Raw genomic sequence first — 26,677 nt, 5'->3', positions numbered from 1 at the left:
GTCTTAGATACCGAACATCGTCAGCGACACGGCGGCGCGCGTGACGATCATCAGCAGCACCTGCACGATCACGAACAGCAGGATCGGCGACAGGTCGATGCCGCCGAGGTTCGGGATCACGCGGCGCAGCGGGTTCAGGAACGGCGCGGTGAGCTGGTAGAGGATCGGCATCGCCGGCGAGCGCGGGTTCAGCCACGACAGCAGCGCCATCAGGATCGTCATCCAGATCACGAGATTGAGCGCCCACTTCACGACGGTGAGCAGCGCGACCACGACGAGCGTCGCGATCACCGCGGCCGGATCGAAGCCGGCCATCACGACCATCAGCACGACGTAGACAAGCGCGGTGAGCAGGGCGGCGACGACGCTGGCCCAGTCGATGCCGCGCACGCCCGCGATCACGCGGCGCAGCGGCAGCACCAGCCAGTTGGTCGCCTGCAGCACGGCCTGCGTGACGGGGTTGTACGGCGGCACGCGAACGGCCTGCATCCAGACGCGCAGGATCAGCGCGGCGCCGAACAGCGTGAAGATGGTATTGAGCAGAAAACGGGCGATCTCGCCGAACATCGTTGGCATCCTTTTTTATACAGTCAGTAGCGCGCGGCCGCCAACGCCGGATGGCGGCGCATCGGCCGACACCTTATCACGCCTCGTCTCGCGGCGGGGAGGGGTGCGCGGCCGTGCGCGCGAGCGACGTTTCGACGGCGTCGGCGAGCGCCGGCAGCGACGCCGGCGGCGCGGCGCGCTTCGCCGCGAGCGCGACCGCACGGCGCGTCATCAGCGCGTACAGCGTCGCGTGATCGCCGCCGCGCGCTTCGAGCAGCGCAAGCTGGCGCTCGACGATACCCTTATCGCCGCGCGACACGGGGCCGGAGAGTGCGTTCGAGAGCCCCTTGTCGCGGGCGGTTTCGATCGTGCCGGCGAGCATCGGCAGCAGCGCGCGCAGCGCGGCTTCCTCGTCGAAACCGAGGCCGCGCCACAGCTCGACCGCTTCCGACAGCCCGCACAGCGCGAAGCTCGCCGCGTAGTGCGCAGCCGCGTGATACAGCATCCGGCCGCCGGCCGGAATCGACAGCGGATGGCAGCCGAGTGCGGCAGCAAGTCGCATCAGCGTCGTGTGCAGCGCGCCGTCGGCCTCGATCGTGACCGAGCAGCCGTCGATGCGCGCGAGGTCGGCGTCCGTGCCGCCGAACAGGTAGAGCGGATGGAAGCCGCCGGTGGCCGCGCCTTGCCGTTTCGCCGGATCGAGCAGGTCGACGGCCGATGCGCCGCTGCAGTGGACGACCGCCTGCCGCGCGGCGCGCGATGCGTCGAAGCGGAGCGCCGCGGCGGTCGACGCGAGGTGGTCGTCGGGGACGGTCAGGAAGATCAGGTCGGCGGTGTCGGCGACCTGCTGCGGCGTATCGACCGCCTGGCAGCCGTCGATGCGCGCAGCGAGCGCCGCGGCCGATTCGGGCGTGCGGCTCGCGATCGCGACGACGGGAAAGCCGGCCTGCGCAAAGCGCTGCGCGACGCAGCGCGCGAGACGGCCGGCGCCGATGAAGCCGAGGCGGGGTGGGTCGGGGAGAGGCATGGCAGCGGACAGATGCGAAAACGGAGCAGCCGCCAGTATCGCAGGAATGAAGGCGTGGTCGCGGGCGGTCGATTTCCGCGCAGATGCAGGTATGGATTACCGGTGCGCGGCGCGATCCGTACGCGTCGCGGCGTCCGTCAGCCCGGTCGAATCACGATCGAGGAATCCGACCCCGAAACATATCGCGCGCACATCCCGCTTGAATTGTCGGCATCTTGTCTCAAATTTGTAATCGTTCATTACGCACGCGTGCCTGCCAGGTGCGCCGGATCCGGTAAGACTGACCGGTCGCCGTGTCGCGACCCGACTCGTCGGACGGAATCGCGCGGCCGGCAAGGGTCGCGGCCGGCGGGGGAAGCCGCGCCGCACGGCGGCTGCGGCCGCGTGCAATTGCAATTTGCAACAAATGCGCGGTACGCGAGGGGCGGGTTTTCGCTACATTGGTCCCATGCGACGTGCATGCCCGCCGTTGCCGACAGGAGCGCATAAAATACCGCTCCAGCAGGAGAATCGAAGTGAAAAAGCTCATTCCGTTCATCGCCGCCGCCGCGCTGGGCCTGGGTGCCGCAAGCGCTGCGCAGGCTCACGTGTCGATCGGGGTCGGCATCGGTATCCCGGTCGCACCCGCATACCCCGTTTATGCACCGCCGCCGCCCGTGTACTACGCGCCGCCGCCTCCGCCCGTCTACTACGCACCGGCACCGGCCTACTATGCGCCGCCGCCTGCGGTGGTCGTCGGCGGCTACGGCGGTTACTACGGCCGTCCGTACTGGCGTCACGGTTACGGCGGCTGGGGCCATCACGGCTACTGGCGTCGCTGATTGGGCCCGCGCGGCTTGACCGCGCGTGGCAAAACGGCGCAACGTCCCGCGAGGGGCGCTGCGCCGTTTTTTTCATTGGGCCGCCGCTTTGTGCGCGGCCCGTTCAGTTCGGTTTCGATTACACCGCGTGCACGATCAGGTCGCGGTAGCCGCCGACGATCACGCTGTACGAGAAATACGCGAACAGCAGCGCCGACGCGACGTGGCACGCGCGCATCAGCCCCGCGCCTGCGCGCTTGCGGCCCTGGCTCGCGAGCGTGCACATGAAGAGCGTCCACGCGAGACCGCCGAGGAAGAAGCCCGACAGGAACACCGACGCGGTGACCGGTGTAGTCGCGCCGGCCTTTGCGATCAGCGCGCCGCCGACCGCCGCGAACCACAGGATCGCGCTCGGCGACGACATCGCGAGCAGCATCCCGCGCAGGAAACTGCGCCGCGCGCTCGCACGCGGCTGCGGGGCATCGTCGGCATCGCCGCCGGCCGCCTTGGCCGGCGCGAGCGCTTCGCGCGCCATCTTCCACGTGAGGAACAGCAGCACGGCGCCGCCGCCGATCCACACGACCCAGCGCACGGCCTCGAACTGCAGCAGCACGGCCATCCCCGCGAGCGCGAGCGCCGCGTAGACGAGATCGCCGACGCACGAGCCGACGCCGAGCCAGAAGCCCGGCCGGAAGCCGTGCGACAGCGTCAGCGACAGCATCGCGACGTTCACGAGGCCGATGTCGAGGCAAAGCGAAAGCGACAGCAGGAAACCATCGGACAGCATGGCGGCGGGCGGAAAGCTCATCATCGTCGTTCTTGTGGTGGGTAGGGTGCGTGGGCCGGCGGGCGCCGGCCGTGTGGCGTCAGAGCCCGATCTCCTGCCAGAGCCGGTCGACGCGCGCCTTCACGGCCGCATCCATCTCGATCGGACGGCCCCATTCGCGGTTCGTCTCGCCGGGCCACTTGTTCGTCGCGTCGAGCCCCATCTTCGAGCCGAGGCCGGCAACCGGCGACGCGAAATCGAGATAGTCGATCGGCGTGCTGTCGACCATCACCGTGTCGCGTACGGGGTCGACGCGCGTCGTGATCGCCCAGATCACTTCCTTCCAGTCGCGGATGTTCACGTCCTCGTCGACGACCACGATGAACTTCGTGTACATGAACTGCCGCAGGAAGCTCCACACGCCGAACATCACGCGTTTCGCGTGGCCCGCGTAGCTCTTCTTCATCTGGACGATGGCCATCCGGTAGCTGCAGCCTTCGGGAGGCAGGTAGAAGTCGGTGATCTCCGTGAACTGCTTCTGCAGCAGCGGCACGAACACCTCGTTGAGCGCGACGCCGAGCACCGCAGGCTCGTCCGGCGGTTTGCCCGTGTAGGTCGAGTGGTAGATCGCGTCGCGGCGCATCGTGATGCGCTCGACCGTGAACACCGGGAACCACTCCTGCTCGTTGTAGTAGCCGGTGTGGTCGCCGTACGGGCCTTCGAGCGCGTGTTCGTACGCGGCGGACGCGTTGCCGGCCGGCCGCGGCGGTGCGCCGGCCGGCGCGGGGGCAGGGGCGCCTTCCTGCGGATGGATGAAGCCTTCGAGCACGATCTCCGCGCGCGCGGGCACTTGCAGCGTGTCGACGCCGGGCGTCAGGCACTTCGCGAGCTCCGTGCGGCTGCCGCGCAGCAGCCCGGCGAACTGATACTCGGACAGCGAATCGGGCACTGGCGTTACCGCGCCGAGTGTCGTGGCCGGATCTGCGCCGAGCACGACCGCGACCGGATACGGCTTGCCGGGGTTCTGCAGCGCGAATTCGCGGAAGTCGAGCGCGCCGCCGCGATGCGCGAGCCAGCGCATGATCAGCTTGTTGCGGCCGATCAACTGCTGCCGGTAGATGCCGAGGTTCTGGCGTGACTTGTTCGGCCCGCGCGTGACCGTCAGGCCCCACGTGACGAGCGGCCCCGCATCGCCGGGCCAGCAGGTCTGGATCGGCAGCTTGTTCAGGTCGACGTCGGCGCCTTCCCAGACGATCTCCTGGCACGGCGGCGACGATACCGACTTCGGTGCCATGTCCCACACGGCCTTCGCGAGCGACAGCAGCTTGCCGGCGTCCTTCAGGCTCTTCGGCGGGTCGGGTTCCTTCAGCGCGGACAGCAGCCGCCCGAGATCGCGCAACGAACCGAGCGCGGCGTCGTCGCCCGCATCGACGCCCATCCCGAGCGCGACGCGGCGCGGCGTGCCGAACAGGTTGCCGAGCACCGGAAACGCATGGCCGGGCGGAGCGTTGAACAGCAGCGCAGGGCCGCCGGCGCGCAGCACGCGGTCGCACAGCTCGGTCATTTCGAGCACCGGCGACACGGGTTGCGTCACGCGCCGCAGCTCGCCGAGCGCCTCGAGGCGCTGGATGAAATCTCGTAAGTCTTTGTATTTCATGAAGAAGGTCCGGGCCGCCCGCAAGGCGGGCAGCGATGGGCGGGCGCAGCGGCCGGCTGCGGCCCCGAATCGACCGACGATTTTACCCGGGCCGCCGCGTGCCCGCCCGGCGGAGAAAAAAGTCGACCGCGCGCAAACCCCCTACGGCAGGGGGATCCCGATCTGAAGAGCGGTTTTAAATTACTTTTTGTTATAATTTCACGGTTTTATAGTGTTGACGATCTATAAAACCCTGCTAGAATCCGCTCACATTGGTTGCAGGGTAAAAGGCTTCGAGCCGCCAATCACCGATCTTTGACGCAACGCGTCACCGTCCGCCGAAACCTGCACGGCGTATCCGACGGCCTTAGTCGTAGTCTCAGCCAGCGCTACCAGACGCTGGTTTTTTGCGTGGGTGCCACCGCGTATGCCCGCCTCGCCCAATGTGCGAAGGCGCCGGCCCTCTTACACCGTGGCCTCGAACGGTACTTATACCGTTTCTCCGATGCCTGCACGTCATAACCAAGGCGTGCGGCGTCGTGATTCCGCGGCGCGTATTCTGTCTCGCCATCGAGCTGAGCGAGCCGCACGAGTCATGTTCATGGGAGATGATCTGAATGAACGCTTGGTTATCGTGGCGTCCCACTGAGCAGCATGCACAAATCGTGCGCAACATGCTGCGTCGGGGGACGCGTGTCAGTCACCACCTATTCAGCGTTGTCGGCTGTTTCGCTGTTGCGGTTGCGCTTGCCCTGTGGCTGCTGCCGACCGTGCGCGGCACGCTCGCCGCGAAGCTGATGCCGGTCGTATCCGCGGCCGTGCAGGCCGGACCGGCTCGTCTGCTGTCCGGTCATCCGCTGCCAAACTTCGCGCCTGCCGGCGTGCAGCCGCAGCAGGAAGACGGTCCCGAAACGGATGCGCTTGCGGTCGGCCTCGACGTCGCACCGGAAGCTGCCGCCGCGCAGAGCGGCGATGCGTCCGACGCGGCCCGCAACGGCCCGTCGCCCGTCGCGCTCGCGAAACTGATTCCGATCCAGCGCGTGGCAGCCGATGCGCGTGACGATCGTGCGCTTGCGTCGAACCGCGAACAGGCGCTCGTCGCGACCTACCTGTCGCGCCGCTATCGCGTTGCGCAGGAGCCGCTCGGCCAGCTCGTCAAGGCGGCATTCCAGACCGGCCGCGACGTCGGCCTCGATCCGCTGCTGCTGCTGTCCGTGATGGCGATCGAATCGGGCTTCAACCCGTACGCCGAAAGCGGCGTCGGGGCGCAAGGCCTGATGCAGGTCATGTCGAAGGTCCACTCCGACAAGTTCGAGTATTTCGGCGGCACCGACACCGCGCTGCAGCCGCTCGCGAATCTCCAGGTCGGCGCGCTCGTGCTGAAGGACTGCATCGCACGCGGCGGCTCGCTCGCGACCGGCCTGCGCCTGTACAACGGCTCGACGAACCCGGACGACAACGGCTACGGCTCGAAAGTGATGGCCGAGCGCGGTCGCCTGCGCGATGTGGCGCGCGGCCGCAGCGTGCCGGTCAACGCACCGCAGGCACCGGCGCAGCCGACCAAGCCGATCGTCACGGCTGCGGCAGTGACGGCCGCGGCAGGCGGCGCGAAGCGCGTGCACGCGACGCTCGACAGCACGACGTCGGTGAAGACGGCAACGCCGAAGGAAGCACCGTCGCAGGATGACGCGAGCGTCGACACCGCGAAGCAATCGCACGGCGACCATTCGGAGCTCGGCGCATAACGCGCGCGTACCGCGCGGTTCCGTCGGCAGGAAATGAAAAAGGCACCCGATCCAGGTGCCTTTTCTTTTTGGGTGCGCGTAAAGGCCGGCGTGCCGGCCGTGGCGTCAGTGCTGACCGAACAGCGTCGCCAGCCGTTCGACAGCCTCTTCGAGCCGCGAGTAGGCGGTCGCATAGGACAGGCGGATATAGTCGCGCGGCGCATGGACACCGAAGTCCATGCCCGGCACCAGCACGACGCCCGCGTCGTGCAGCATTGCCTGCGTGAGCGCGTCGCTGTCGCCGGCCGCCGGGTGAGCGACGCCACCGCAATGCGCATACACGTAGAACGCGCCGTCCGGCATCACCGGAACCGTGAAGCCGAGCCGTTCGAGCGCCGGCGCGATGAAGTCGCGGCGGCGCTTGAATTCGAGCCTGCGTGCTTCGTAGATGTCGAGCGTGGCCGGCTCGAAGCATGCGAGCGCGGCGTGCTGCGCGAGCGCCGACGGGCAGATGAACAGGTTCTGCGAAAGCTTCTCGAACGTGCCGACCAGCGCGGGCGGCACGACGAGCCAGCCGAGCCGCCAGCCCGTCATGCTGAAATACTTCGAGAAGCTGTTCACGGTGATGACATCGTCGCCGAACGACAGCGCCGACACGGGCGCCGCGTCGTAGCTGAGCCCCTGGTAGATCTCGTCGACGATCGTGAAGCCGCCGCGTTCGCGCACGGCCTCGACGATCCGCTTCAGTTCGTCCGGCTCGAGCGACGTGCCGGTCGGGTTCGATGGCGACGCGAGCAGCACGCCGCGCGTACGGTCGCCCCAGCGCGTGCGGACGTCGTCCTCGGTGAGCTGAAAGCGTGCGTCCGGGCCGCTCGGCACGAGCACCGCGCGGCCTTCTGCCGCCGCCACGAAGTGACGGTTGCACGGATACGACGGGTCGGGCATCAGCACTTCGTCGTCGCGGCCGACGAGCGCCAGGCACGCGAGCAGCAGCGCGGCCGACGCGCCGGCCGTCACGACGATCCGCTCGGGGCTGATCGTCAGGCCGTACGCGTGCGCGTAGTGCGCGGCGATCGCTTCGCGCAGCGGCGCAATGCCGAGCGCGCCCGTGTACTGCGTGACGCCACGGCGCAGTGCGGCCGCGGCCGCTTCGACGACCGGCTCCGGCGCAGTGAAATCCGGCTCGCCGATGCCCATGTGGATAACATCGCGCCCGGAGGACTCGAGCCGCTGTGCCTCCTTCATCAGTTCCATCACATAGAAGGGCTGGATCGCGTCGACGCGTGCGGCGAGCGTGACGAGCGAATCGGCGGTGGTATTCATCGGTCGGGCGGAGCGGGGGAAGGGGAATGAAAAACGGGCGCTTGCGCGCCCGTGGACAAACAACGGTATCAGCCGTTGCGGCGCGCCTGCGTTTCGGCGGGGCGCAGCGTCGCGGCGAGCTTGTCGAGCACGCCGTTGACGTACTTGTAGCCGTCGGAGCCGCCGAACGTCTTCGTGAGTTCGACTGCTTCGTTGATGATCACGCGGTACGGCGTTTCGACGTGGTGCGTGAGCTCGAACGTCGCGATCAGCAGCACCGCGCGTTCGACCGGTGACAACTGTTCGATCGGGCGATCCAGCGCGGGCGTCAGCGCTTCGACGAGCGTGGCGTGCTCGCGGATCACGCCGTGCAGGATGGCTTCGAGCAGTTCCTTGTCAGCCTTGTCGTAACCGAGCGCGCCGCGCAGTTGCGCGTCGATCTCGCCGGAGGGCGCGTTCGACAGCAGCCACTGATACAGGCCCTGCGTCGCCAGCTCGCGCGATTGTCGGCGGGCGCTCTTCTTCATGCGCGCTCCTCTTCGTCGTCTTCGTCTTCTTCTTCGTCCTCGTCGTCGTCGCCGAGTTGGTCGAGCGCCATCGTCAGGTTGGCCATCTCGACGGCGACGCGCGCGGCGTCACGACCCTTTTCGGTCATGCGCGCGACGGCCTGCTCGTCGTTTTCGGTCGTCAGGACCGCGTTTGCGATCGGCAGGTTGAAGTCGAGGCCGATGCGGGTGATGCCCGCGCCGCTCTCGTTCGATACGAGTTCGAAGTGGTACGTTTCGCCGCGGATCACCGCGCCGAGTGCGATCAGCGCGTCGAACTGGCCGCTTTCCGCGAGCTTTTGCAGCGCGAGCGGGATTTCCAGCGCGCCGGGCACCGACACGAGCAGCACGTCTTCACCGGTGACGCCGAGGCGCTCCAGTTCTTCGACGCACGCGTCGGCGAGGCCGTTGCACACGGGCTCGTTGAAGCGCGATTGCACGATGCCGATACGCAGGCCGTCGCCTTCGAGATTCGGTTGGTATTGTCCGATTTCCATGATCTTGTCCGTGGTGTGGATGAACGGTTATAGGGCGAAAGCGCCGTAGCGGGTTACGCGTGGGACGCCGGGCAGGACTTGGCTTCGCCGCCGGGCATCGGGATGAAGCCCGTGACTTCGAGGCCGTAGCCGGACATGCTGCCCAGCTTGCGCGGATTCGACAGCACCTGCATCTTGCCGACGCCGACATCGCGCAGGATCTGCGCGCCGATGCCGAACGTCTTGAAATCGACCGGCCGGCGCTTGAGCGCAGCGGCCTTTTCTTCCTCGTCGAACGCCTTGAAGACGTCGATCAGGTGTTCCTTCGTGTCGCCGCAGTTGAGCAGCACGATCACGCCGAGGTCGCGTTGCGCGATGTCGCGCATCGCGGCGTCGAGCGTCCACGAGTGCGTCGAGACCCCCGTTTCGAGCAGGTCGAGCACCGACAGCGGCTCGTGCACGCGCACGGGCGTATCGACGTCGGGCGACGGCGTGCCGCGCACCAGCGCGATGTGCGGCGAGCCGCTCGGCTGGTCGCGGTACAGCACCGCGCGGAACGTGCCGTGCGCGGTCTGCATCGTGCGCTCGGCGATCCGCTCGATGATCGATTCGGTGCGGCTGCGGTACTGGATCAGGTCGGCGATCGTGCCGATCTTCAGGTTGTGTTCCTTCGCGAATTCGATCAGGTCGGGCAGGCGCGCCATCGTGCCGTCGTCCTTGATGATCTCGCAGATCACCGCGGCCGGCGTGAGGCCCGCGAGCGCGGTGAAGTCGCAACCGGCCTCGGTGTGACCGGCGCGCACGAGCACGCCGCCCGGCTGCGCCATGATCGGGAACACGTGGCCCGGCTGGACGATGTGCTCGGGGCGCACGTCGTGCGCGACCGCCGTGGCGATCGTGTGTGCGCGGTCGGCGGCCGAGATGCCGGTCGTCACGCCTTCGGCCGCTTCGATGCTGACCGTGAACGCGGTGCCGTACTGCGTGCCGTTGCGGTAGGTCATCAGCGGCAGGTGCAGCTGCTTGCAGCGTTCCTGCGTCAACGTCAGACAAACCAGGCCGCGGCCGTATTTGGCCATGAAGTTGATCGCTTCCGGCGTGACGAATTCGGCGGCGATCACGAGGTCGCCTTCGTTTTCGCGGTCTTCTTCGTCGACCAGGATCACCATCCGGCCGGCTTTCAGCTCGGCGATGATGTCGAGCGTGGAGGCGAGCGTCATAAGGGGCGAGAAAGAGGAAAGTGCGTATTTTACGCCAGCCGGACGGCGTTTCGGCTGGCATGCGCCGCGGGCCGCCGGCAAGCGCTCCGGAAAGGGGGGCGGCCGGCCTGCGCGGCAGGCCAGGCCGGGCCGCCGCGCGTTGCCTGCACGCGGGCGCGGGCGGCTGCGGGCGGGGCAAACCCGTCGCGTCAGGCTTGCTCGTTGCGCCCGCCGAGGTAGTCGAGCTTGCCGAGTTCGACGCCGCTGTGGCGCAGGATGTCGTACGCGGTCGTCACGTGGAAGAAGAAATTGGGCAGCACGAAGTTCAGCAGGTACGACTCGCCGGTGAACTCGATCGGGCCGACGCGCATCTTGAGCACGATCTGGCGCGCCTCGCTGCCGTCGATCTGCGCGGCGTCGAAGCTTTTCAGGTAGTCGATCGTCTTCTGGATGCGCGCATGCAGTTCGTCGAACGTCTGCTCGACGTCCGGGTAGCTCGGGATCTCGACGCCGGCGAGCCGCGCGGCGCAACCCTTGGCCGTGTCGGTCGCGATGTAGACCTGGCGGACGAGCGGCAGCATGTCCGGATAGAGGCGTGCGCCGACGAATACCGACGGATCGACCTGCTTCTCGGCCGCGTGTGCCTGCGCCTTGCCGAGGATGTGCTGCAGGTTGGTCAGACCGCGGATCAGGACGGGCAGCGAAGCCTGGTACATCGAGATGGACATGGGAACGACTCCTGTGGGAAGAGGGGCGGCCGATACGCGGCGCGTCGTGCGTTGCGGCGTTGAAACCGCTGTCGACGCATCTTAGCGCGCCGGCATGGCCCGTGCGCGTCGTTGGCTATTCGGCCAGGTGTCGGCTGAGCGACCGGCCGACGAGCGCGCTGCGTTCGCCGAGATTGCGCCGGAATGCCGGACCTCGCCGGCACCGCGTGCCGGTTCGAAAAACGTCGTATCATGAAACACGAAACACGAAATATGAATCGACGGAGACTCGCATGATCGAACTCGACAGCGCCGCATCGGCCGTGCTCGCGCGTATGGCGTCCTTCGGCCAGGAAAACGACGCGCGGATGGCCGAGCGCAGCCACAAGATGCTCAACCTCGAGCCGCCTACGGCCGAACTGCTGTACCTGCTCGTCACTGGCGCGCAGCGCCGGCGCGTACTGGAAATCGGTACGTCCAACGGCTACAGCGCGATCTGGCTCGCCCACGCGCTGCGTGAAACGGACGGGCAGCCGCTCGTCACCGTCGAGTTTTCGCCCGACAAGGCCGAGCAGGCGCGGGCCAACCTGCGCGCGGCGTCGCTGCAGGACTGGGCCCAGGTGATCGAAGGCGACGCGACGCAGGTTTGCGCGGCCGTGACCGGCCCGTTCGACTGTGTGTTCTTCGATGCCGACCGGGTGAGCGCACCGCAGCAATTCGCGCATCTGTTGCCGAAGCTGACGGCCGACGCGCTGCTCGTCGCGGACAACGCGCTGTCCCATCCGGACGAGATCGCCGGCTATCTCGCCGCCGTCGATGCATCACGGCAGTTCGACACGACGATCGTGCCGATCGGCAAGGGGCTCCACATCGCGCGTCGCCGGAGGCCGGCATGACGCGGGTCACGCTCGAGCGCACGACACTGGGGCGCGACGCATACGGGGCGATCAGGGAGATGCTGGTCGACGAAGCGCGCTTCGCGGCGGGCGAGAAGATCAGCGTCGAAGCGCTGTCGCGCGATCTGGGCATCAGTCGCTCGCCGGTGTGGGCTGCGGTCTCGCGCCTGGAGGCCGAGGGGCTGTTGCAGGTCGTGCCGCGGCAGGGCGTCTTCGTCATCGCGTTCGATCGCGCGCGGATCGTGGCCATCTTCGAGGCGCGGGAGGCGCTCGAGGGCATGGCCGCGCGCCTGGCGGCGCAGCGCATGACGCCCGACGACCACGCGGCGCTGGACGATGCATTGTCGCGGCAGGCACGCGCGGTCGACGCGCGCGACGGCGACGCCTATCGCATCGCCAACCTCGATTTCCATCACGGGCTGCTCGCGACCGCGCGCAACGCGACGATCGAGACGTCGCTCAGGGCGCTGTATGCGCAGGTGCAGACGATGTGTGCCGGCGGCGCGAGTCCGATGGACGACTGGCAACGACTGGGCGGCAATGTCGCCGAACATCGGCAGGTGCTTGACAGGATGGCGGAGCGCGATGCGGATGCGGCCGAGCGTGCGGCGCGCGAGCATGTGCGGCAGTTGCTCGACACGATTCTGGCGCGCGCGGGCGACGAGGGGGCGGATGCCTGACCGGCTGAGTGCCGGTGGGTGACAACAGCAGGGGGACGGAAGAAAAGCGGCGCGCGTCCCGCATCGGGGTACCGGCCGCCGCTTCGGTGACTGTCGGCGCGATCAGTCCTGGTGCGCGCCGTTGGAGGCCGACAGCATCCGCTCGACGTACCGCGCGATCATGTCGATTTCGAGGTTGACCTTGTCGCCGGCCTTCAGATGGCGCAGCGTCGTCACCTCGACCGTATGCGGAATCAGGTTGATCGAGAATTCACAGCCGTCGGCACGATCGTCGACGGTATTGACGGTCAGGCTCACGCCGTTGACCGTGATCGACCCCTTGTACGCGAGATAACGGCCAAGCTCGCGCGGCGCGATGACGCGCAGTTCGTGCGACTCGCCGACCGGCGCGAAGCGCGACACGGTGCCGAGGCCGTCGACGTGGCCCGACACGATGTGCCCGCCGAGGCGGTCGTGCGCGCGCAGCGCCTTTTCGAGATTCACTTCGCTCGGCTGCGCGAGGCCGACCGTGCGGTTCAGGCTTTCGCGCGACACATCGACGTCGAACGCGGCGTCGGTCTTTTCGATCACCGTCATGCACGCACCCTGGATCGCGATGCTGTCGCCGAGCGCGACGTCGTCGAGGTCGAGCCCGCCGGCCAGCACGGTCAGGCGCACGCCCGCATCGGCCGACGTGCCCAGCGGCTTGATCGATTCGATGCGGCCGACGGCCGCGACAATTCCGGTAAACATCGTGGCGGTTCCGTTCAGTGAGCGGCGTCGGGCGGCGTGAAGCGCGCCAGGATCCGCAAATCGTCGCCGACCCGCTCGAACCCGTGAAACGACAGTCGCGTGCGTGCTTCAAGATTCGCCGGCGCGGCGAGGTCGAACATGCCGGCTGCGTCAGCGCCCAAGAGGCTCGGCGCGAGATAGACGAGCAATTCGTCGACGCACTGTTCGCGCAGCAGCGAGCCGTTCAGCTTGTGGCCGGCCTCGACGTGCAGCTCGTTGACGCCGCGCGCGCCGAGCGCCGCGAGCATCGCCGGCAGGTCGACCTTGCCGTGCGCATTCGCGAGCGGCACGATTTCCGCGCCGCGCGACTTCAGCACGTTCGCGCGCACCTCGCCGGCTGCATCGAGCCGGCCGCAGAAGATCAGCAGCGGCGCGCCTTCGAGCAGCCGCGCGTCGAGCGGCAGGTCGAGGCGGCTGTCGACCAGCACGCGCTGCGGCTGGCGCGGCGTATCGATGCCGCGCACGGTCAGGAGCGGGTTGTCCTCGCGCACGGTGCCGATGCCGGTGAGGATCGCGCAGGCGCGTGCGCGCCATGCGTGCCCGTCGAGGCGCGCAGCCTCGCCGGTGATCCATTGGCTTTCGCCGGACGGCAGCGCAGTGCGGCCGTCGAGCGACGCGGCGGTCTTCATCCGCACCCACGGGCGGCCGCGCGTCATCCGCGACACGAAGCCGATGTTCAACTCGCCGGCTTCATGCGCGAGCAGCCCGCAGCGCACGTCGATGCCCGCGTCGCGCAGCATTCCGAGGCCGCGCCCCGACACCTGCGGGTTCGGGTCTTCCATCGCCGCGACGACTTTCGCGACGCGCGCTTCGATCAGCGCGTTCGCGCACGGCGGCGTGCGGCCGAAATGGCTGCACGGTTCGAGCGTCACGTAGACGGTCGAGCCCGCAACGTCGTGGCCGCGCGAGCGCGCGTCCTTCAGCGCCTGCACTTCCGCGTGGTCCTGGCCGGCCGGCTGCGTGAAGCCTTCGCCGATCACGTCGCCGTTCTTGACGATCACGCAGCCGACGCGCGGGTTCGGCGCCGTCGTATACATGCCGCGCGCCGCGAGTGCGAGCGCGCGCTCCATGTGGGCGAAGTCGATGTCCGAAAACATGCGCGCGGACCCGGGTCAGGCGGCGAGTGCCGCGAACGCGCGGCGCGCGGCCGCGAGCGTCGCGTCGATCACCGCGTCGTCGTGCGTGCTCGACACGAAGCCGGCTTCGTACGCGGACGGCGCGAAGTACACGCCCTCGTCGAGCATCAGATGGAAGAAACGGTTGAAGCGCTCGGTGTCGCTCTTCGTCACTTCCGCGAAGCTCGTCGGCACGCGCTCGGCGAAATAGAGGCCGAACATCGCGCCGATCGAATCGGCCGCGAACGGCACGCCGGCGGCGCGCGCTTCGGCCGCGAGGCCGTCGGCGAGGCGCTTCGTCTGCGCGGTGAGCGCGTCGTAGAAGCCCGGCGCCTGGATCAGCTGCAGCGTCTTGAGCCCCGCTGCAACCGCGATCCGGTTGCCCGACAGCGTGCCGGCCTGGTAGACGCCGCCGAGCGGCGCGAGGTGGGCCATGATGTCGCGGCGGCCGCCGAACGCGGCGGCCGGCATCCCGCCGCCGATCACCTTGCCGAGGCAGGTGAGGTCGGCCGTGATCCCGTAGTACGCCTGCGCGCCGCCGAGCGCGACGCGGAAACCGCACATCACTTCGTCGAAGATCAGCACGGCGCCGTGCTTCGTGCACAGCGCGCGCAGCGCGTTCAGGAATTCGGGCATGCCGCGCACGAGGTTCATGTTGCCCGCGACGGGCTCGACGATCACCGCGGCAATCTCGTCGCCGAACGCGCCGAATGCTTCTTCGAGCGCGGCGACGTTGTTGTATTCGAGGACGGTGGTGTGTTTAGCGATGTCGGCGGGCACGCCGGCCGACGTCGGGTTGCCGAACGTGAGCAGGCCGGAGCCGGCTTTCACGAGCAGGCTGTCCGCGTGGCCGTGGTAGCAGCCCTCGAACTTGACGATGCGGCTGCGGCCCGTGAAGCCGCGCGCGAGACGCAGCGCGCTCATCGTGGCCTCGGTGCCGCTCGACACCATCCGCACCTGTTCGATCGACGGCACGAGCTTGCAGATTTCCTCGGCGATCACGATCTCGGCTTCGGTCGGCGCGCCGAACGAGAAGCCGTCGGCGAGCACGTTCTGCACGGCCGACAGCACTTCCGGATGGACGTGGCCGACGATCATCGGGCCCCAGGAGCCGATGTAGTCGATGTACTGCTTGCCGTCGGCATCCCAGAAATACGGGCCTTGCGCGCGTGCGACGAAACGCGGCGTGCCGCCGACCGAACGGAATGCGCGCACCGGCGAATTGACGCCGCCGGGAATGGTCTTCTGGGCGCGTTCGAAGAGGATCTGATTGTTGGACATGGACGAAACCTGCGAGAGAACGGCGCGGGGGCCTGTGCACGGGCCGCGGCGCCTGGGCGGAACGATCGTCTGATTGTACCGGAGACGCGCGCGGCGGGCCTGCCGGGCGGTCTGCGGCCTTTCGGCGCGCGGGGGAGCGCGCGGGCCGCAAAGGCGGTCCGGATGTGTCCCGGTTATCGGCCCGCTTATCTGCGTGGTTATCGCGGCGGCTTGCGCTTGCCGGTCAGCTCGGCCCAGCGCTTCTCGAGCGGGCCTTCGACCATCGGCTTGATCGACGTGCCGGACGATTGCGCATCCCAGGTCTGTACCGAGTACGGATGGACGCGCAGCGCGTCGCGCGGGATCACGACCTCCTGGTGCGCGTCGACCAGCCAGTCGTATACGAAGTCGATGCACAGCCGGTAGCCGCGCTTCGTCGCCGGGTCGGGCACCTCGTAAGGCGCGCGCGTCACGTAGCCGGAGCCGAACACGCCCTTGGGCTCCTTCGCGACGCGGTTCAGGAATACGCGGTCGCCCGGCAGGATGCCGCGTGCGAAGCCGCAACCCCACACGTCATGCACGGCCTCGCCGGTCTTCACGCGCGCGGCGACGTCGGGCAGCTCGGGCCACGGCCATTTCTTGGGGCTCCAGATCAGCAGGAATGCGGTCATCGGTTTTGTCGTATGACGAATGAGGCTGGCAACGGGGGCAAGCTTAATCGAATCCGCATGCCATCGCGCCGCCGGCGTCTCCCGGCCTTGTACCGCAAGCGGCCCGGGCTGCGCGAAAAAGTTGCGCGTACAATCATGGGCCTGGGCGCGCCGCGTGCGGCGCGTTCCCCGTCTTCACCGCCACGCGCGCCCCGAAGCGTGCGGGCTCCATTCCGGATACCCATGTCTCACGCCGTCCGGCGCCGGCCCGATGCCCGGCTGATCCTGTTGCTCGGCGCGCTCGCAGCCTGCGGGCCGATTGCCACCGACATGTACCTGCCGAGCCTGCCGTCGATCGCCGACGGCTTCTCCGTCAGCCCCGGCGCCGCGCAGCGCACGCTGACGAGCTTCATGGCCGGCTTCTCGATCGGCATGCTGCTGTACGGCCCGCTGTCCGACACATGGGGCCGCCGTCCCGTGCTGCTCGGCGGCATCGCGCTGTTTACGCTCGCGAGCATCGGCTGCTTCGTCGCCGGGTCGATCGACATGCTGATTCTCGTGCGCTTCCTGCAGGCGCTCGGCGCCGGCGCCGCGTCGGTGCTGGCGCGGGCGATCGCGCGGGACGCGCACGAGCCGACCGACGCGGCGAAGGTGCTGTCGATGGTCGCGATCGTCACCGCGGTCGGGCCGCTGCTCGCACCGCTCATCGGCGGCCAGATCCTGCGCTTCTCGGGCTGGCGCGGCGTGTTCGTCGTGCTGGCCGTGTTCGGCGCGGTGTGCGCGGCGACCGCCTACCTGCGCGTGCCCGAAACCTGGCCGAAGGAGCGGCGCAAGAGCACGGCCGTGCTCGCCTCGTTCGCGTCGTACGGGCGCATCCTGTCCGACCCGGTCGCATGGGGCACATGCTGTGCGGCGGGATGGCGTTTGCGGCGATGTTCTCGTACATCACCGCGACGCCGTTCGTGTACATCGAGTATTTCCACGTGTCGCCGCAGCACTACGGGCTGCTGTTCGGCCTGAACGTCGTCGGGATCATGATCGGCAACTTCGCGAACACGCGGCTCGTCGGCCGCATCGGCTCGCTGCGCATCATCGCGGCCGCGTCGCTCGTGAGCAGCATCGCGTCGCTCGCGGTCGCGCTCGTCGCGCTGACGGGGTGGGGCGGGCTGTGGTCGATCGTCGTGTGCCTGTTCTTCGTGGTCGGCGTGGTCGGGATCCTGTCCGCGAACTGCACGACCGACCTCATGCATCGTTATCCGCACAACGCGGGCGCGTCGGCGGCCGTGTTCGGCGCGATGCAGCTCGCGCTCGGCGCGCTCGCGAGCGTCGTGATCGGCGCACTCGCCGACGGCACGCCGTTCGCGATGGGCGTGACGATCGGGGTATCGGGCGTGCTGTGTTTCGCCGGACGCTACCTCGTGCTGCGCTGGCACGGGCGGCCCGTGAAAGCGGGCGCCTGAACCGGCCGACAGGCGGCAGAATGAAAAACGCCACCGCGCGCGATGCGCCGGTGGCGTTTTTCTTTGGGGCGCGGGAAGCAACTGCCGCCGCGCCGCGTGCGTCAGTCCCGCGCGACGTCCTTCGTCGCCGGCGACGCGCCGTGGCTCAGCCAGTCGAGTACGTCGGCCGTCTCGTCGTCGTTCGCGCGCGCCTTCGCCTGGGCGACGGCCTCGGGCAGCTCGCCGTTCGTCGATGCGCGGCGGATCGCGACGCCGACCGCGAGGATGTCGATCATCAGCAGATGCAGGATCCGCGAGATCATCGACAACTGCGACTCGCGCATCTCGATGTGGTCGGTCTCGAGCGCGACGGTCGCGCGCTTCGCGAGCGGCGTGTTGCTCGACGTGATCGCGATCACCTTCGCGCCGGCCTGCATCGCGACGTCGAGCACGCGCAGCAGCTCGGGCGCGCGCCCCGACTTCGACACTGCGACGATCACGTCGCCCTTGCCGAGCAGCGCGGCCGATGCGGCCTGCATGTACAGGTCGCCGTACGCAATCGTCGGAATCCCGAAGCGGAAGAACTTGTAGTGCGCGTCCTGCGCGACGATGTTCGAATTGCCGAGCCCGTAGAACTCGATGCGCCGCGCGCCGTTCAGGATCTCGATCGCGTTCTCGACGTTCTCGAAGTTCAGGTGTTCGCGCAGTTGCAGGATCGCGGACACCGTGTTGTCGAGCACCTTCGCGCCGAAGTCGGTGGCCGTGTCGCCGAGATGCACCTGGCTGTGGCTCATCGGGATCGTGCCGGTGAGGCCGGTGGCGAGCTTCAGCTTGAAGTCCGACAGCCCCTGGCAGCCGAGCGAGCGGCAGAAGCGGATCACGGTCGGCTGGCTCACGTCGGCCTTGCGCGCGATGTCGACGATCGGGTCGTTGATGATCGAGCGCGGATGGTTCAACGCGAGATCGGCGACGCGACGCTCGGCCGGCGTCAGCGCGTCGCGCATCTGGCGGATCCGCTCGAACACGGCCGACGACGCGCCGCCCGAGCGGTTCGACAACTGCTCCGCGAGGATCGCCGACACGCCGAGGAACGCCGGGTATTCGGCGGTGATCAGGTAGGTCGGGATGTTCTCGAGATAGTGCGTGAAGCGGCCCTTCGCCTCGAAGCGCGCGCGGAACGGCGAGCGCGTGAACAGTTCGCCGAGCTTCAGCGCGACGCCGCCGCCGATGTACACGCCGCCGAGCGCGCCGAGCGTCAACGCGACGCTGCCGGCGAACGCGCCGAGAATCCCGCAGAAGCATTCGACCGTCTCGAGCGCGAGCGCGTCGCCCGCATGCGCGCGCTCGACGATTTCGACGGTGTCGACGGTCGCGGCGACGCGCTTCTTGTCGCGCGCGGCGAGCGCGCGATAGATGATCTCCATGCCGGGGCCGGCGCACACGCGTTCGAACGACACGTGCGGATACTTCTTGCGCGCGTACTGCAGCACGAGGTCCTCGCGTTCGTCCTGCGGCGCGAACGACGCGTGGCCGCCTTCGCTGCCGAGCGCGATCCAGCGGTCGTCGGCCGGAATCAGCCCCGACACGCCGAGCCCCGTGCCGGGCCCGAGCAGCCCGATCACGCTGTTCTGGCGGCGCGCGCCGCCGCCGATCTGCACGCGCTGTGCGTCGGTGAGGCCCGGCAGCGCCATCGCGAGCGCCGTGAAATCGTTGACGACGAGCAGCGTGTCGAAACCGAGCGCGCGGCGCGTCGCCTCGATCGAGAAGCTCCAGTCGTGGTTGGTCATCGTGACCTGATCGCCGTCGACCGGATTGGCGATCGCGATCGCCGCGTGGTTCACGCGGCTGATCTTCACGTCCTTCAAATATTTGCGGATCGCGTCGGTGAGCGTCGGATAGTCGGCGCCGGGATAGACACGGATCTGCGTGATCTCGCCGGGGCCGGTTTCCAGCGCGAAGCGCGCGTTGGTGCCGCCGACGTCCGCGAGCAGGCGCGGGCCGTCGGCATGCTGGCCCGCGACGGCGGCCTTACTTTGCGCACCAGTAGACATCGAGCTGGGTCCCCTTGTCGTTGGCCAGTTGGGAAATCGCGTTCTTCTGCAGCGACGCGGCCGCGGCGTCGAGCACGTTGCGCTTGGCAGGGCCCGCGATCAGCAGGAACAGCCGGTCGACGCGCTTGAGCGCATCGAGCGAAAAACTCACGCGCGCATGCGGCGCGGCGCCGGGATGCACGGCGACGAAACGCTCGGGCGTCGTGATCGCATGGTCCCATTCGGGCGCGTCGGCGAAGATCGACGCGGTGTGGCCGTCCTCGCCCATGCCGAGCACGGCGACGTTCGGCACGCGGTAGTCGGCGTTCGCGTTGAGTGCGGCGACGTGCGCGTCGAGCGCGGCGCGCGTGTCGACGAGCGGCAGGAAACGGGCGGGGGCCGCCGCGTGCTGCAGCAGCGTGTCGCGCACGAGGTGCGCGTTGCTGGCCGAGTCGCCTTCCGGCACCCAGCGGTCGTCGACCAGCGTGACGTCGACGCCGGCCCAGTCGAGCGCCGCATGCGACAGCGTTTGCAGGAACGGGCGCGGGCTCGTGCCGCCGGACACCGCGAGCGTCGGGCGCGCGGGGCCGGCGAGCGCGGTGCGCAGCGCATCCCCGACGGCGCGCGCGAGCGCTTCGCTTTGCGCTTCCTGGGTGTCGAAAGCGTGGATCTCGATCACATCTCCTCCGGACTGCTTTGTCTGTTCAAATCGTACGAATCGTGGGGCACGTTGCCGGACGCGGTGGCGTGCGCGGCAACGGTTTGTATCAGTTTTCTTCCTCGAGCCAGCAGGTGTCGTGCTGCGCGAGCATCGCGCTCGCCGCGGCCGGCCCCCAAGTACCCGCCGCGTACGGCTTCGGCGGCTTCAGCGAGCGCGCCCATTCGTTCAGGATAGGCTCGACCCAGCGCCATGCGGCTTCCTGTTCGTCGCGCCGCACGAAAAGGGCGAGCCGGCCGTTGATCACGTCGAGCAGCAGGCGCTGGTACGCCTCCATCTGCCCTTCCTTGAAGAACTGGTCGAACGCGAGGTCGAGGTGCACGCTCGCGAGGTTCATCCCTTCGCCGGGCTGCTTCGCGAGACAGTACAGGCGGATCGTCTCGTTCGGCTGCAGCCGGATCACGAGGCGGTTCGAGCCGGGGCGCAGCGCAGTGGGCCCGAGCGCCGAGTGCGGCACCGGGCGGAAGTTGACGACGATCTCCGCGACGCGGTCGGCGAGACGCTTGCCGGTGCGCAGGAAGAACGGCACGCCGGCCCAGCGCCAGTTCTCGATCTCGACCTTCAGCGCGACGAAGGTTTCGGTCTGGCTGTCGGGCTTCACGCCCGGCTCGGTCGCGTAGGCCGGCACCTGCGCGCCCTTGATCACGCCCGCATGATACTGGCCGCGCACGGCGACCTTGCCGATGTCGCGCGGATCGACCGGCTTCAGCGCGCGCAGCACGCGCAGCTTCTCGTCGCGCACCGAGTCGGAATCCATCGAGTGCGGCGGCTCCATCGCGACGATCGACAGCAACTGCAGCAGGTGGTTCTGCACCATGTCGCGCAGCGCGCCCGTATTGTCGTAGAAATCGCCGCGCGCCTCGACGCCGAGCTCCTCGGCGATCGTGATCTGGATGCTCTCGACCCATTCGCGGCGCCACAGCGGCTCGAACAGCGCGTTGCCGAAGCGCAGCGCGAGCAGGTTCTGCACCGGCTCCTTGCCGAGGTAGTGATCGATCCGGTAGATCTGGCCTTCCGCGAAGATCTCGCCGACCGCGTCGTTGATCGCATTCGACGAGCGCAGGTCGTAGCCGAGCGGCTTCTCGAGCACGATGCGCGAGCCTTCGTTCAGGCCCACCGACGCGAGCGCCTTGCAGATCGGCACGAACAGCGACGGGCCCGTCGCCAGGTAGAACACGCGGATGCCCGGCAGCGACGCGATCGCGTCGCGCAGCACGACGTAGTCTTCCGCGCGGCCGAGATCGAGCTTCACGTACTCGATGCGCTCGAGGAAGGACTTCCACGCGGTCTCGTCGAATGCCTTGGCGGCCGCCTTGACCGCGTGCGGTTTCACATGCGTGTCGACCCACTCGAGATAACCCGCCCGGTCCGATTCGTGCCGCGCCACGGCGACGATCCGGCCGCTCTCCGCCAGCATGTTCGCGCGGTGCGCTTCGAACAGCGCGGGCAGGATCTTGCGCATCGACAGATCGCCGGTGCCGCCGAAAAGTACGAAGGTAAAGCTGGAATCGGTATGCATGTGTCTCCGCCGGGTTGGGGTGCTGGGAAGCGATCCGTAGTGCGATAAAAATATTTTTGACACTGAATTGTAGTTTAACTACAATCCGCCGCAAGGGGTAGCACCTGGGTGAAGAAAAAAAGAAGTGCGGTCGATGAACTGCGCGAGCTTCGCCTTCGGGAATGCCATGTGCCGAATGTTATCGGACATTGACAGCGCGCATCGTCGGCGCGCCGTCTGCCCCGGGCTCGCGCCGCATCATCGCGGCGGGCCAGAAACACAAAGAGGAGACACGCCGTTGAATCTCGATTCACGCTTTCTGTAAGAGCCCGGCCGGTCATCGGCCCGTACGCTGCATGCGTCCCGCGGCTCGATTTCCCCGTCGTTTATCAAGAAGCCGGTTCCCGGTGAGGGAACCTCACGAGTTGATTCAGTCTGGAGGAGATAAGTAATGAAAGTTCGCTCGATCATGGGTGCGCTCTGCGCCGCAGGTCTGATGGCTGGCGCCGTGGCGGCGCAGGCAGCCGAGAATGTCACGGTGCTGCACTGGTGGACCTCGGGCGGCGAGTCGAAGGCCGTCGGCGTGCTGAAGGACGACCTGCAGAAGCAGGGCTACGTGTGGAAGGACTTCGCGGTGGCGGGCGGCGCGGGCGCGGCGGCGATGACCGCGCTGAAGACCAAGGTGATCAGCGGCGACGCACCGTCGGCCGCGCAGATCAAGGGTCCGCTGATCCAGGACTGGGCCGACCAGGGCGTGCTCGTCAACATCGATTCCGCCGCAGGCGACTGGAAGCAGAACCTGCCGCCGGAAATCGACAAGATCATCAAGTACAAGGGCCACACCGTCGCTGCGCCGTTCTCGGTGCACCGCGTGAACTGGCTGTACATCAACAAGGCCGCGCTCGACAAGGTCGGCGCGAAGGTGCCGACCACCTGGCCTGAATTCTTCGCGGTGGCCGACAAGCTGAAGGCCGCGGGCATCCAGCCGGTCGCGATGGGCGGCCAGCCGTGGCAGGACCTGACGCTGTGGGAAGACGTCGTGCTGTCGCAGGGCCCGGCGTTCTACCGGAAGGCGCTGGTCGACCTCGACCAGGCGACGCTCACGTCGCCGCAGATGCTGTCCGTGTTCGACACGGTGCGCAAGATCCAGGGCTACTTCGATACCGGCCGCAACGGCCGCGACTGGAACCTCGCGACCGCGATGGTGATCAACGGCAAGGCCGGCATGCAGTTCATGGGCGACTGGGCGAAGGGCGAGTTCGAGAACGCGGGCAAGAAGGCGGGCAAGGACTACATCTGCGCGGCGGTGCCGGGTACGGCGAATGCGTACACGTTCAACGTCGATTCGTTCGTGTTCTTCCAGCAGAAGGGCGAGAAGGCCGCGACGCCGGGCCAGCTCGCGCTCGCGAAGACCATCATGACGCCGGACTTCCAGGAGCAGTTCAGCCTGCTGAAGGGCTCGGTGCCGGTGCGCCTCGGCGTGAAGATGGACAAGTTCGACGACTGCGCGAAGAAGTCGTACGCCGACGAGCAGACCGCAATCAAGTCGGGCGGCTTCGTGCCGTCGCTCGCGCACGGGATGGCGCAAAGCGATGCGACCGCCGGCGCGATCACGGACGTCGTGACGAAGTTCATGAACTCGCAGCAGGATTCGAAGAGCGCGGTCGCCGCGCTCGCGAAGGCCGCGAAGGTCAAGTAACGCGCGACAGGCGCCCGGCCGGAAACGCTTCATCGGCCGGGCGTTTTTGCATGTGCAGCAAACGGGCTCGCCCGCGGGCCCGTGCCGTACCCGGCGCCGGCCCGGCCTGCGTCGCCCTCGTTCCAGGAGTCGAATCAAGTGGCTGCCCCTCTTAGCGGAAACGGATCCGGCGCTGCCGATGCACGGCGCACGTCGCCGATGTCGGCCTTCGCCGATCGCTGGATTCCGAAGCTCGTGCTTGCGCCGAGCGTCGCGATCGCCGTGGTGTTCATCTACGGCTTCATCCTGATTACCGGCTATCTGTCGCTGACCAACTCGCGGCTGTTGCCGAACTACGAATTCGACGGCTTCGGCCGTTACTCGGACCTGTTCCAGAACGACGTGTGGTGGACCTCCGCCGCGAACCTCGGCTGGTTCGGGATCCCGTTCATCGTGATCTGCGTCGCGCTCGGGCTGTTCCTCGCGATCCTGCTCGACCAGCGGATCCGCAACGAAGGCGCGCTGCGCGCGATCTTCCTGTACCCGATGGCGCTATCGTTCATCGTCACGGGCACCGCGTGGCAGTGGATCCTGAACCCGGGCCTCGGCCTCGAGAAGGTGATGCACGACTGGGGCTGGACGAGCTTCTCGTTCGGCTGGCTCGACGATCCGGACAAGGCGATCTTCTGCGTGGTGATCGCGGCCGTGTGGCAATCGACCGGCTTCGTGATGGCGCTGTTCCTCGCGGGGCTGCGCGGCGTCGACGCCGAGATCTTCAAGGCTGCGCAGGTGGACGGCGCGACGCTGCCGACCATCTACCGCAAGATCGTGATCCCGAGCATGCGTCCGGTGTTCTTCTCGGTGCTGCTGATTCTCTGCCACATCACGATCAAGACCTTCGACCTCGTCGTCGCGCTGACGGCGGGCGGCCCGGGCACGTCGTCGTCGCTGCCGGCGATGTTCATGTATACGTTTTCGTTCAACCGCGGCCAGCTGGGGCTCGGCGCGGCGTCGTCGGTGATGATGCTCGCGACCGTGGTCGCGGTGCTGGTGCCGCTGATGTATATGGAATCGAGGAGCACCCGCAATGCAGCCTAAGATGACGATCAGCCGGGCAGTGATCTATGCGGCGCTGATCCTGTTCGCGCTGTATTTCCTGTTCCCGATCTACGTGATGCTGTCGACGTCGTTCAAGGATCTCGACCAGCTGCGCACCGGCAACCTGCTGACGCCGCCGACGAGCTGGACCATCGATCCGTGGGTGAAGGCGTGGAGCGGGGCGTGTACCGGCGTGCGCTGCGACGGCATGAAGCCGTTCTTCCTGAACTCGCTGGAGATGGTGATCCCGGCCGTGCTGATCTCGTCGCTGATCGGCGCGTTCAACGGCTACGTGCTCACGCACTGGCGCTTTCGCGGCGCGGATGCGCTGTTCACGATGATGCTGGTCGGCTGCTTCATCCCGTTCCAGGTGATCCTGCTGCCGATGGCGCGCCTGCAGGGGATGCTCGGCCTCGCCAATACGATACCCGGCCTCGTGTTCGTGCACGTCGTCTACGGGATCGCGTTCACGACGATGTTCTTCCGCAACTTCTACGTGAGCGTGCCGGCCGAACTCGTGAAGGCCGCGCGCATCGACGGCGCGGGTTTCTTCACGATCTTCACGAAGATCCTGCTGCCGGTGTCGCTGCCGATCTTCATGGTGTGCCTGATCTGGCAATTCACGCAGATCTGGAACGACTTCCTGTTCGGGATCGTGTTCTCCGGCGTCGATTCGATGCCGATCACGGTGGCGCTGAACAACCTCGTCAACACGTCGACGGGCGTGAAGGAATACAACGTCGACATGGCCGGCGCGATCATCGCCGCGCTGCCGACGCTGCTCGTCTACATCGTCGCCGGCCGCTACTTCGTGCGCGGGCTGACGGCAGGCGCGGTGAAGGGGTAAGCGCGGCAACGCGAAACACGACGAACCGGCCGCGCGACGCGCGGCGCATCGAAACGAACCCGACGCGGCGCCTGTGCGCGCTGCGCGAGACTGAGGATTCACAGCATGGCAAGCCTTTCCATCCGTGACGTGTACAAGACCTACCCGAACGGGGTGCCGGTCCTGAAGGGTGTCGACATCGAGATCGAGGACGGACAGTTCCTGATCCTGGTCGGCGGTTCGGGCTGCGGGAAATCGACGCTGCTCAACATGATCGCCGGGCTCGAGACCGTGACGAGCGGCGAGATCAGCATCGACGGCAAGGTCGTCAACGACCTGTCGCCGAAGGATCGCGACATCGCGATGGTGTTCCAGTCGTACGCGCTGTATCCGTCGATGACGGTGCGCGAGAACATCTCGTTCGGCCTGAACATCCGCAAGGTGCCGAAGCAGGAGCAGAAGCAGATCGTCGAGCGCGTGTCGTCGATGCTGCAGATCGAGCACCTGCTCGACCGCAAGCCGGGCCAGCTGTCGGGCGGCCAGCGCCAGCGCGTCGCGATGGGCCGCGCGCTCGCGCGCGATCCCGCGCTGTTCCTGTTCGACGAGCCGCTGTCGAACCTCGACGCGAAGCTGCGCATCGAAATGCGCGCCGAAATCAAGCTGCTGCACCAGCGCCTCGGCACGACGATCGTCTACGTGACGCACGACCAGATCGAGGCGATGACGCTCGGCGACCGGATCGCGGTGATGAAGGACGGCGTCGTCCAGCAGTTCGGCGCGCCGCAGGACATCTACGATTCGCCGTCGAACCTGTTCGTTGCGGGCTTCATCGGCGCGCCGCCGATGAACTTCATCAACGGCCGGCTGGTCGGGCAGGGCAGCGGCGTCGGCATCGAGATCGACACCGGCGCGACGCGCGGCGTGCTGAACCTGCCGTTCGACGCGACGCGGATGAACGGCCACGTCGGCCGCGAGGTGATTCTCGGCCTGCGTCCGGAGCGCATCACCGATGCGCGCAGCGCGCACAACGGCGAGACGTCGCAGCTGCAGCCGGTCGACGTGCGCGTCGACGTGACCGAGCCGACCGGGCCCGACACGCACGTGTTCGCGCAGGTGAACGGCAAGCGCATCGTGAGCCGCGTGCATCCGGCCGCGAATCCGCAGCCGGGGCAGACGCAGTCGCTGCTGTTCGACGTGTCGAAGGCCGTGCTGTTCGATCCGGCGTCGGAAGAGCGGATCGCGTGATGCGGCGGATGCGCTGAACGAAAGAAAAAGGGGCCGTCTCGAACGGCC

General features: G+C 67.7%; 24 protein-coding genes and 1 pseudogene. 9 read left to right on the top strand and 16 right to left on the bottom strand.

Annotated features, from left to right (window positions below; all coding sequences use genetic code 11):
• Nucleotides 1-3: 3 nt before the first annotated feature.
• Together BBJ41_RS07470 and BBJ41_RS07465 are read right to left on the bottom strand one after the other, a co-directional pair.
• Nucleotides 4-567, bottom strand: coding sequence for a YggT family protein (locus tag BBJ41_RS07470; protein WP_027788138.1), 564 nt, complete (start codon nucleotides 565-567; stop codon nucleotides 4-6).
• A gap of 76 nt (nucleotides 568-643) precedes the next feature.
• Complete coding sequence (locus BBJ41_RS07465) at nucleotides 644-1,573, bottom strand: Rossmann-like and DUF2520 domain-containing protein (protein ID WP_069745971.1); 930 nt, start codon at nucleotides 1,571-1,573, stop codon at nucleotides 644-646.
• A gap of 515 nt (nucleotides 1,574-2,088) precedes the next feature.
• Here BBJ41_RS07465 and BBJ41_RS07460 point away from each other — a divergent pair.
• Entirely contained in the window at nucleotides 2,089-2,394 is a 306-nt protein-coding gene (locus tag BBJ41_RS07460; protein ID WP_027783774.1) for a hypothetical protein, read from the top strand.
• A gap of 118 nt (nucleotides 2,395-2,512) precedes the next feature.
• Here the strand turns inward: BBJ41_RS07460 and BBJ41_RS07455 are convergent, their stop codons facing one another.
• Complete coding sequence (locus tag BBJ41_RS07455) at nucleotides 2,513-3,181, bottom strand: LysE family translocator (protein ID WP_069747619.1); 669 nt, start codon at nucleotides 3,179-3,181, stop codon at nucleotides 2,513-2,515.
• 58 nt (nucleotides 3,182-3,239) lie between these two features.
• Complete coding sequence (locus BBJ41_RS07450; RefSeq protein WP_069745970.1) at nucleotides 3,240-4,796, bottom strand: UbiD family decarboxylase; 1,557 nt, start codon at nucleotides 4,794-4,796, stop codon at nucleotides 3,240-3,242.
• A gap of 596 nt (nucleotides 4,797-5,392) precedes the next feature.
• On the opposite strand from BBJ41_RS07450, the gene BBJ41_RS07445 reads away from it, so the two are divergent.
• Nucleotides 5,393-6,520: a lytic transglycosylase domain-containing protein gene (locus BBJ41_RS07445; protein ID WP_069745969.1), complete on the top strand. Its 1,128-nt coding sequence runs from the start codon at nucleotides 5,393-5,395 to the stop codon at nucleotides 6,518-6,520.
• 105 nt (nucleotides 6,521-6,625) lie between these two features.
• On the opposite strand, the gene BBJ41_RS07440 is transcribed toward BBJ41_RS07445, so the two are convergent.
• The 5 genes from BBJ41_RS07440 to BBJ41_RS07420 all read right to left on the bottom strand — a co-directional run bounded on the left by BBJ41_RS07440 (nucleotide 6,626) and on the right by BBJ41_RS07420 (nucleotide 10,746).
• Entirely contained in the window at nucleotides 6,626-7,822 is a 1,197-nt protein-coding gene (locus tag BBJ41_RS07440) for a pyridoxal phosphate-dependent aminotransferase (RefSeq protein ID WP_069745968.1), read from the bottom strand.
• Between the two features lie 68 nt (nucleotides 7,823-7,890).
• On the bottom strand, nucleotides 7,891-8,328 hold the full coding sequence (gene nusB, locus BBJ41_RS07435) for a transcription antitermination factor NusB (protein ID WP_069745967.1): 438 nt from the start codon (nucleotides 8,326-8,328) through the stop codon (nucleotides 7,891-7,893).
• On the bottom strand, nucleotides 8,325-8,843 hold the full coding sequence (ribH, locus tag BBJ41_RS07430; protein ID WP_011351235.1) for a 6,7-dimethyl-8-ribityllumazine synthase: 519 nt from the start codon (nucleotides 8,841-8,843) through the stop codon (nucleotides 8,325-8,327). Before ribH ends, nusB begins: the two co-directional genes overlap by 4 nt.
• Before the next feature lie 53 nt (nucleotides 8,844-8,896).
• Entirely contained in the window at nucleotides 8,897-10,039 is a 1,143-nt protein-coding gene (ribBA, locus tag BBJ41_RS07425; protein ID WP_069745966.1) for a bifunctional 3,4-dihydroxy-2-butanone-4-phosphate synthase/GTP cyclohydrolase II, read from the bottom strand.
• Nucleotides 10,040-10,227: 188 nt separating this feature from the next.
• Nucleotides 10,228-10,746, bottom strand: coding sequence for a DUF1993 domain-containing protein (locus BBJ41_RS07420; protein WP_069745965.1), 519 nt, complete (start codon nucleotides 10,744-10,746; stop codon nucleotides 10,228-10,230).
• Between the two features lie 272 nt (nucleotides 10,747-11,018).
• Between BBJ41_RS07420 and BBJ41_RS07415 the strand changes: the two genes are divergently transcribed.
• Nucleotides 11,019-11,621 carry an O-methyltransferase gene (locus BBJ41_RS07415; protein ID WP_069745964.1) on the top strand — a complete coding sequence of 201 codons (603 nt, stop codon included), beginning with the start codon at nucleotides 11,019-11,021 and terminating at the stop codon, nucleotides 11,619-11,621.
• On the top strand, nucleotides 11,618-12,301 hold the full coding sequence (locus tag BBJ41_RS07410; protein WP_069745963.1) for a GntR family transcriptional regulator: 684 nt from the start codon (nucleotides 11,618-11,620) through the stop codon (nucleotides 12,299-12,301). The genes BBJ41_RS07415 and BBJ41_RS07410 overlap by 4 nt, the downstream gene beginning before the upstream one ends.
• A 102-nt stretch (nucleotides 12,302-12,403) precedes the next feature.
• On the opposite strand, the gene BBJ41_RS07405 is transcribed toward BBJ41_RS07410, so the two are convergent.
• From BBJ41_RS07405 to BBJ41_RS07390, 4 genes are all read right to left on the bottom strand, one after another.
• Entirely contained in the window at nucleotides 12,404-13,033 is a 630-nt protein-coding gene (locus BBJ41_RS07405) for a riboflavin synthase (protein ID WP_069745962.1), read from the bottom strand.
• A gap of 14 nt (nucleotides 13,034-13,047) precedes the next feature.
• On the bottom strand, nucleotides 13,048-14,169 hold the full coding sequence (gene ribD, locus BBJ41_RS07400; RefSeq protein WP_069745961.1) for a bifunctional diaminohydroxyphosphoribosylaminopyrimidine deaminase/5-amino-6-(5-phosphoribosylamino)uracil reductase RibD: 1,122 nt from the start codon (nucleotides 14,167-14,169) through the stop codon (nucleotides 13,048-13,050).
• Between the two features lie 15 nt (nucleotides 14,170-14,184).
• Nucleotides 14,185-15,468 (bottom strand): glutamate-1-semialdehyde 2,1-aminomutase, encoded by a 1,284-nt coding sequence (hemL, locus tag BBJ41_RS07395; protein ID WP_069745960.1) that lies wholly within the window; start codon nucleotides 15,466-15,468, stop codon nucleotides 14,185-14,187.
• A 197-nt stretch (nucleotides 15,469-15,665) separates the two neighbouring features.
• Nucleotides 15,666-16,118 carry a hypothetical protein gene (locus BBJ41_RS07390; protein WP_069745959.1) on the bottom strand — a complete coding sequence of 151 codons (453 nt, stop codon included), beginning with the start codon at nucleotides 16,116-16,118 and terminating at the stop codon, nucleotides 15,666-15,668.
• A 222-nt stretch (nucleotides 16,119-16,340) separates the two neighbouring features.
• Here BBJ41_RS07390 and BBJ41_RS42080 point away from each other — a divergent pair.
• Nucleotides 16,341-17,557, top strand: a pseudogene (locus BBJ41_RS42080) (Bcr/CflA family multidrug efflux MFS transporter).
• A 101-nt stretch (nucleotides 17,558-17,658) separates the two neighbouring features.
• Here the strand turns inward: BBJ41_RS42080 and BBJ41_RS07380 are convergent.
• The 3 genes from BBJ41_RS07380 to zwf all read right to left on the bottom strand — a co-directional run bounded on the left by BBJ41_RS07380 (nucleotide 17,659) and on the right by zwf (nucleotide 21,803).
• A complete protein-coding gene (locus BBJ41_RS07380) occupies nucleotides 17,659-19,587 on the bottom strand; it encodes a bifunctional transcriptional regulator/glucokinase (protein WP_069745958.1) in 1,929 nt (642 codons plus the stop codon).
• Nucleotides 19,565-20,245 carry a 6-phosphogluconolactonase gene (gene pgl, locus BBJ41_RS07375; protein ID WP_069745957.1) on the bottom strand — a complete coding sequence of 227 codons (681 nt, stop codon included), beginning with the start codon at nucleotides 20,243-20,245 and terminating at the stop codon, nucleotides 19,565-19,567. The genes BBJ41_RS07380 and pgl overlap by 23 nt, the downstream gene beginning before the upstream one ends.
• Nucleotides 20,246-20,333: 88 nt before the next feature.
• Complete coding sequence (zwf, locus tag BBJ41_RS07370) at nucleotides 20,334-21,803, bottom strand: glucose-6-phosphate dehydrogenase (protein ID WP_069745956.1); 1,470 nt, start codon at nucleotides 21,801-21,803, stop codon at nucleotides 20,334-20,336.
• Nucleotides 21,804-22,233: 430 nt separating this feature from the next.
• Between zwf and BBJ41_RS07365 the strand changes: the two genes are divergently transcribed.
• The 4 genes from BBJ41_RS07365 to BBJ41_RS07350 all read left to right on the top strand — a co-directional run bounded on the left by BBJ41_RS07365 (nucleotide 22,234) and on the right by BBJ41_RS07350 (nucleotide 26,629).
• A complete protein-coding gene (locus BBJ41_RS07365) occupies nucleotides 22,234-23,481 on the top strand; it encodes an ABC transporter substrate-binding protein (protein ID WP_069745955.1) in 1,248 nt (415 codons plus the stop codon).
• 138 nt (nucleotides 23,482-23,619) lie between these two features.
• A complete protein-coding gene (locus tag BBJ41_RS07360) occupies nucleotides 23,620-24,558 on the top strand; it encodes a carbohydrate ABC transporter permease (protein ID WP_069745954.1) in 939 nt (312 codons plus the stop codon).
• Complete coding sequence (locus tag BBJ41_RS07355) at nucleotides 24,548-25,405, top strand: carbohydrate ABC transporter permease (protein WP_059685608.1); 858 nt, start codon at nucleotides 24,548-24,550, stop codon at nucleotides 25,403-25,405. The genes BBJ41_RS07360 and BBJ41_RS07355 overlap by 11 nt, the downstream gene beginning before the upstream one ends.
• A 105-nt stretch (nucleotides 25,406-25,510) precedes the next feature.
• A complete protein-coding gene (locus BBJ41_RS07350; protein ID WP_069745953.1) occupies nucleotides 25,511-26,629 on the top strand; it encodes an ABC transporter ATP-binding protein in 1,119 nt (372 codons plus the stop codon).
• Nucleotides 26,630-26,677 lie beyond the last annotated feature (48 nt).

This window comes from Burkholderia stabilis (genome assembly GCF_001742165.1).
Taxonomy (GTDB): domain Bacteria; phylum Pseudomonadota; class Gammaproteobacteria; order Burkholderiales; family Burkholderiaceae; genus Burkholderia; species Burkholderia stabilis.
The sequence above is the reverse complement of the archived record's forward strand: the minus strand, read 5'-3'. Positions and strand labels throughout refer to the sequence as shown.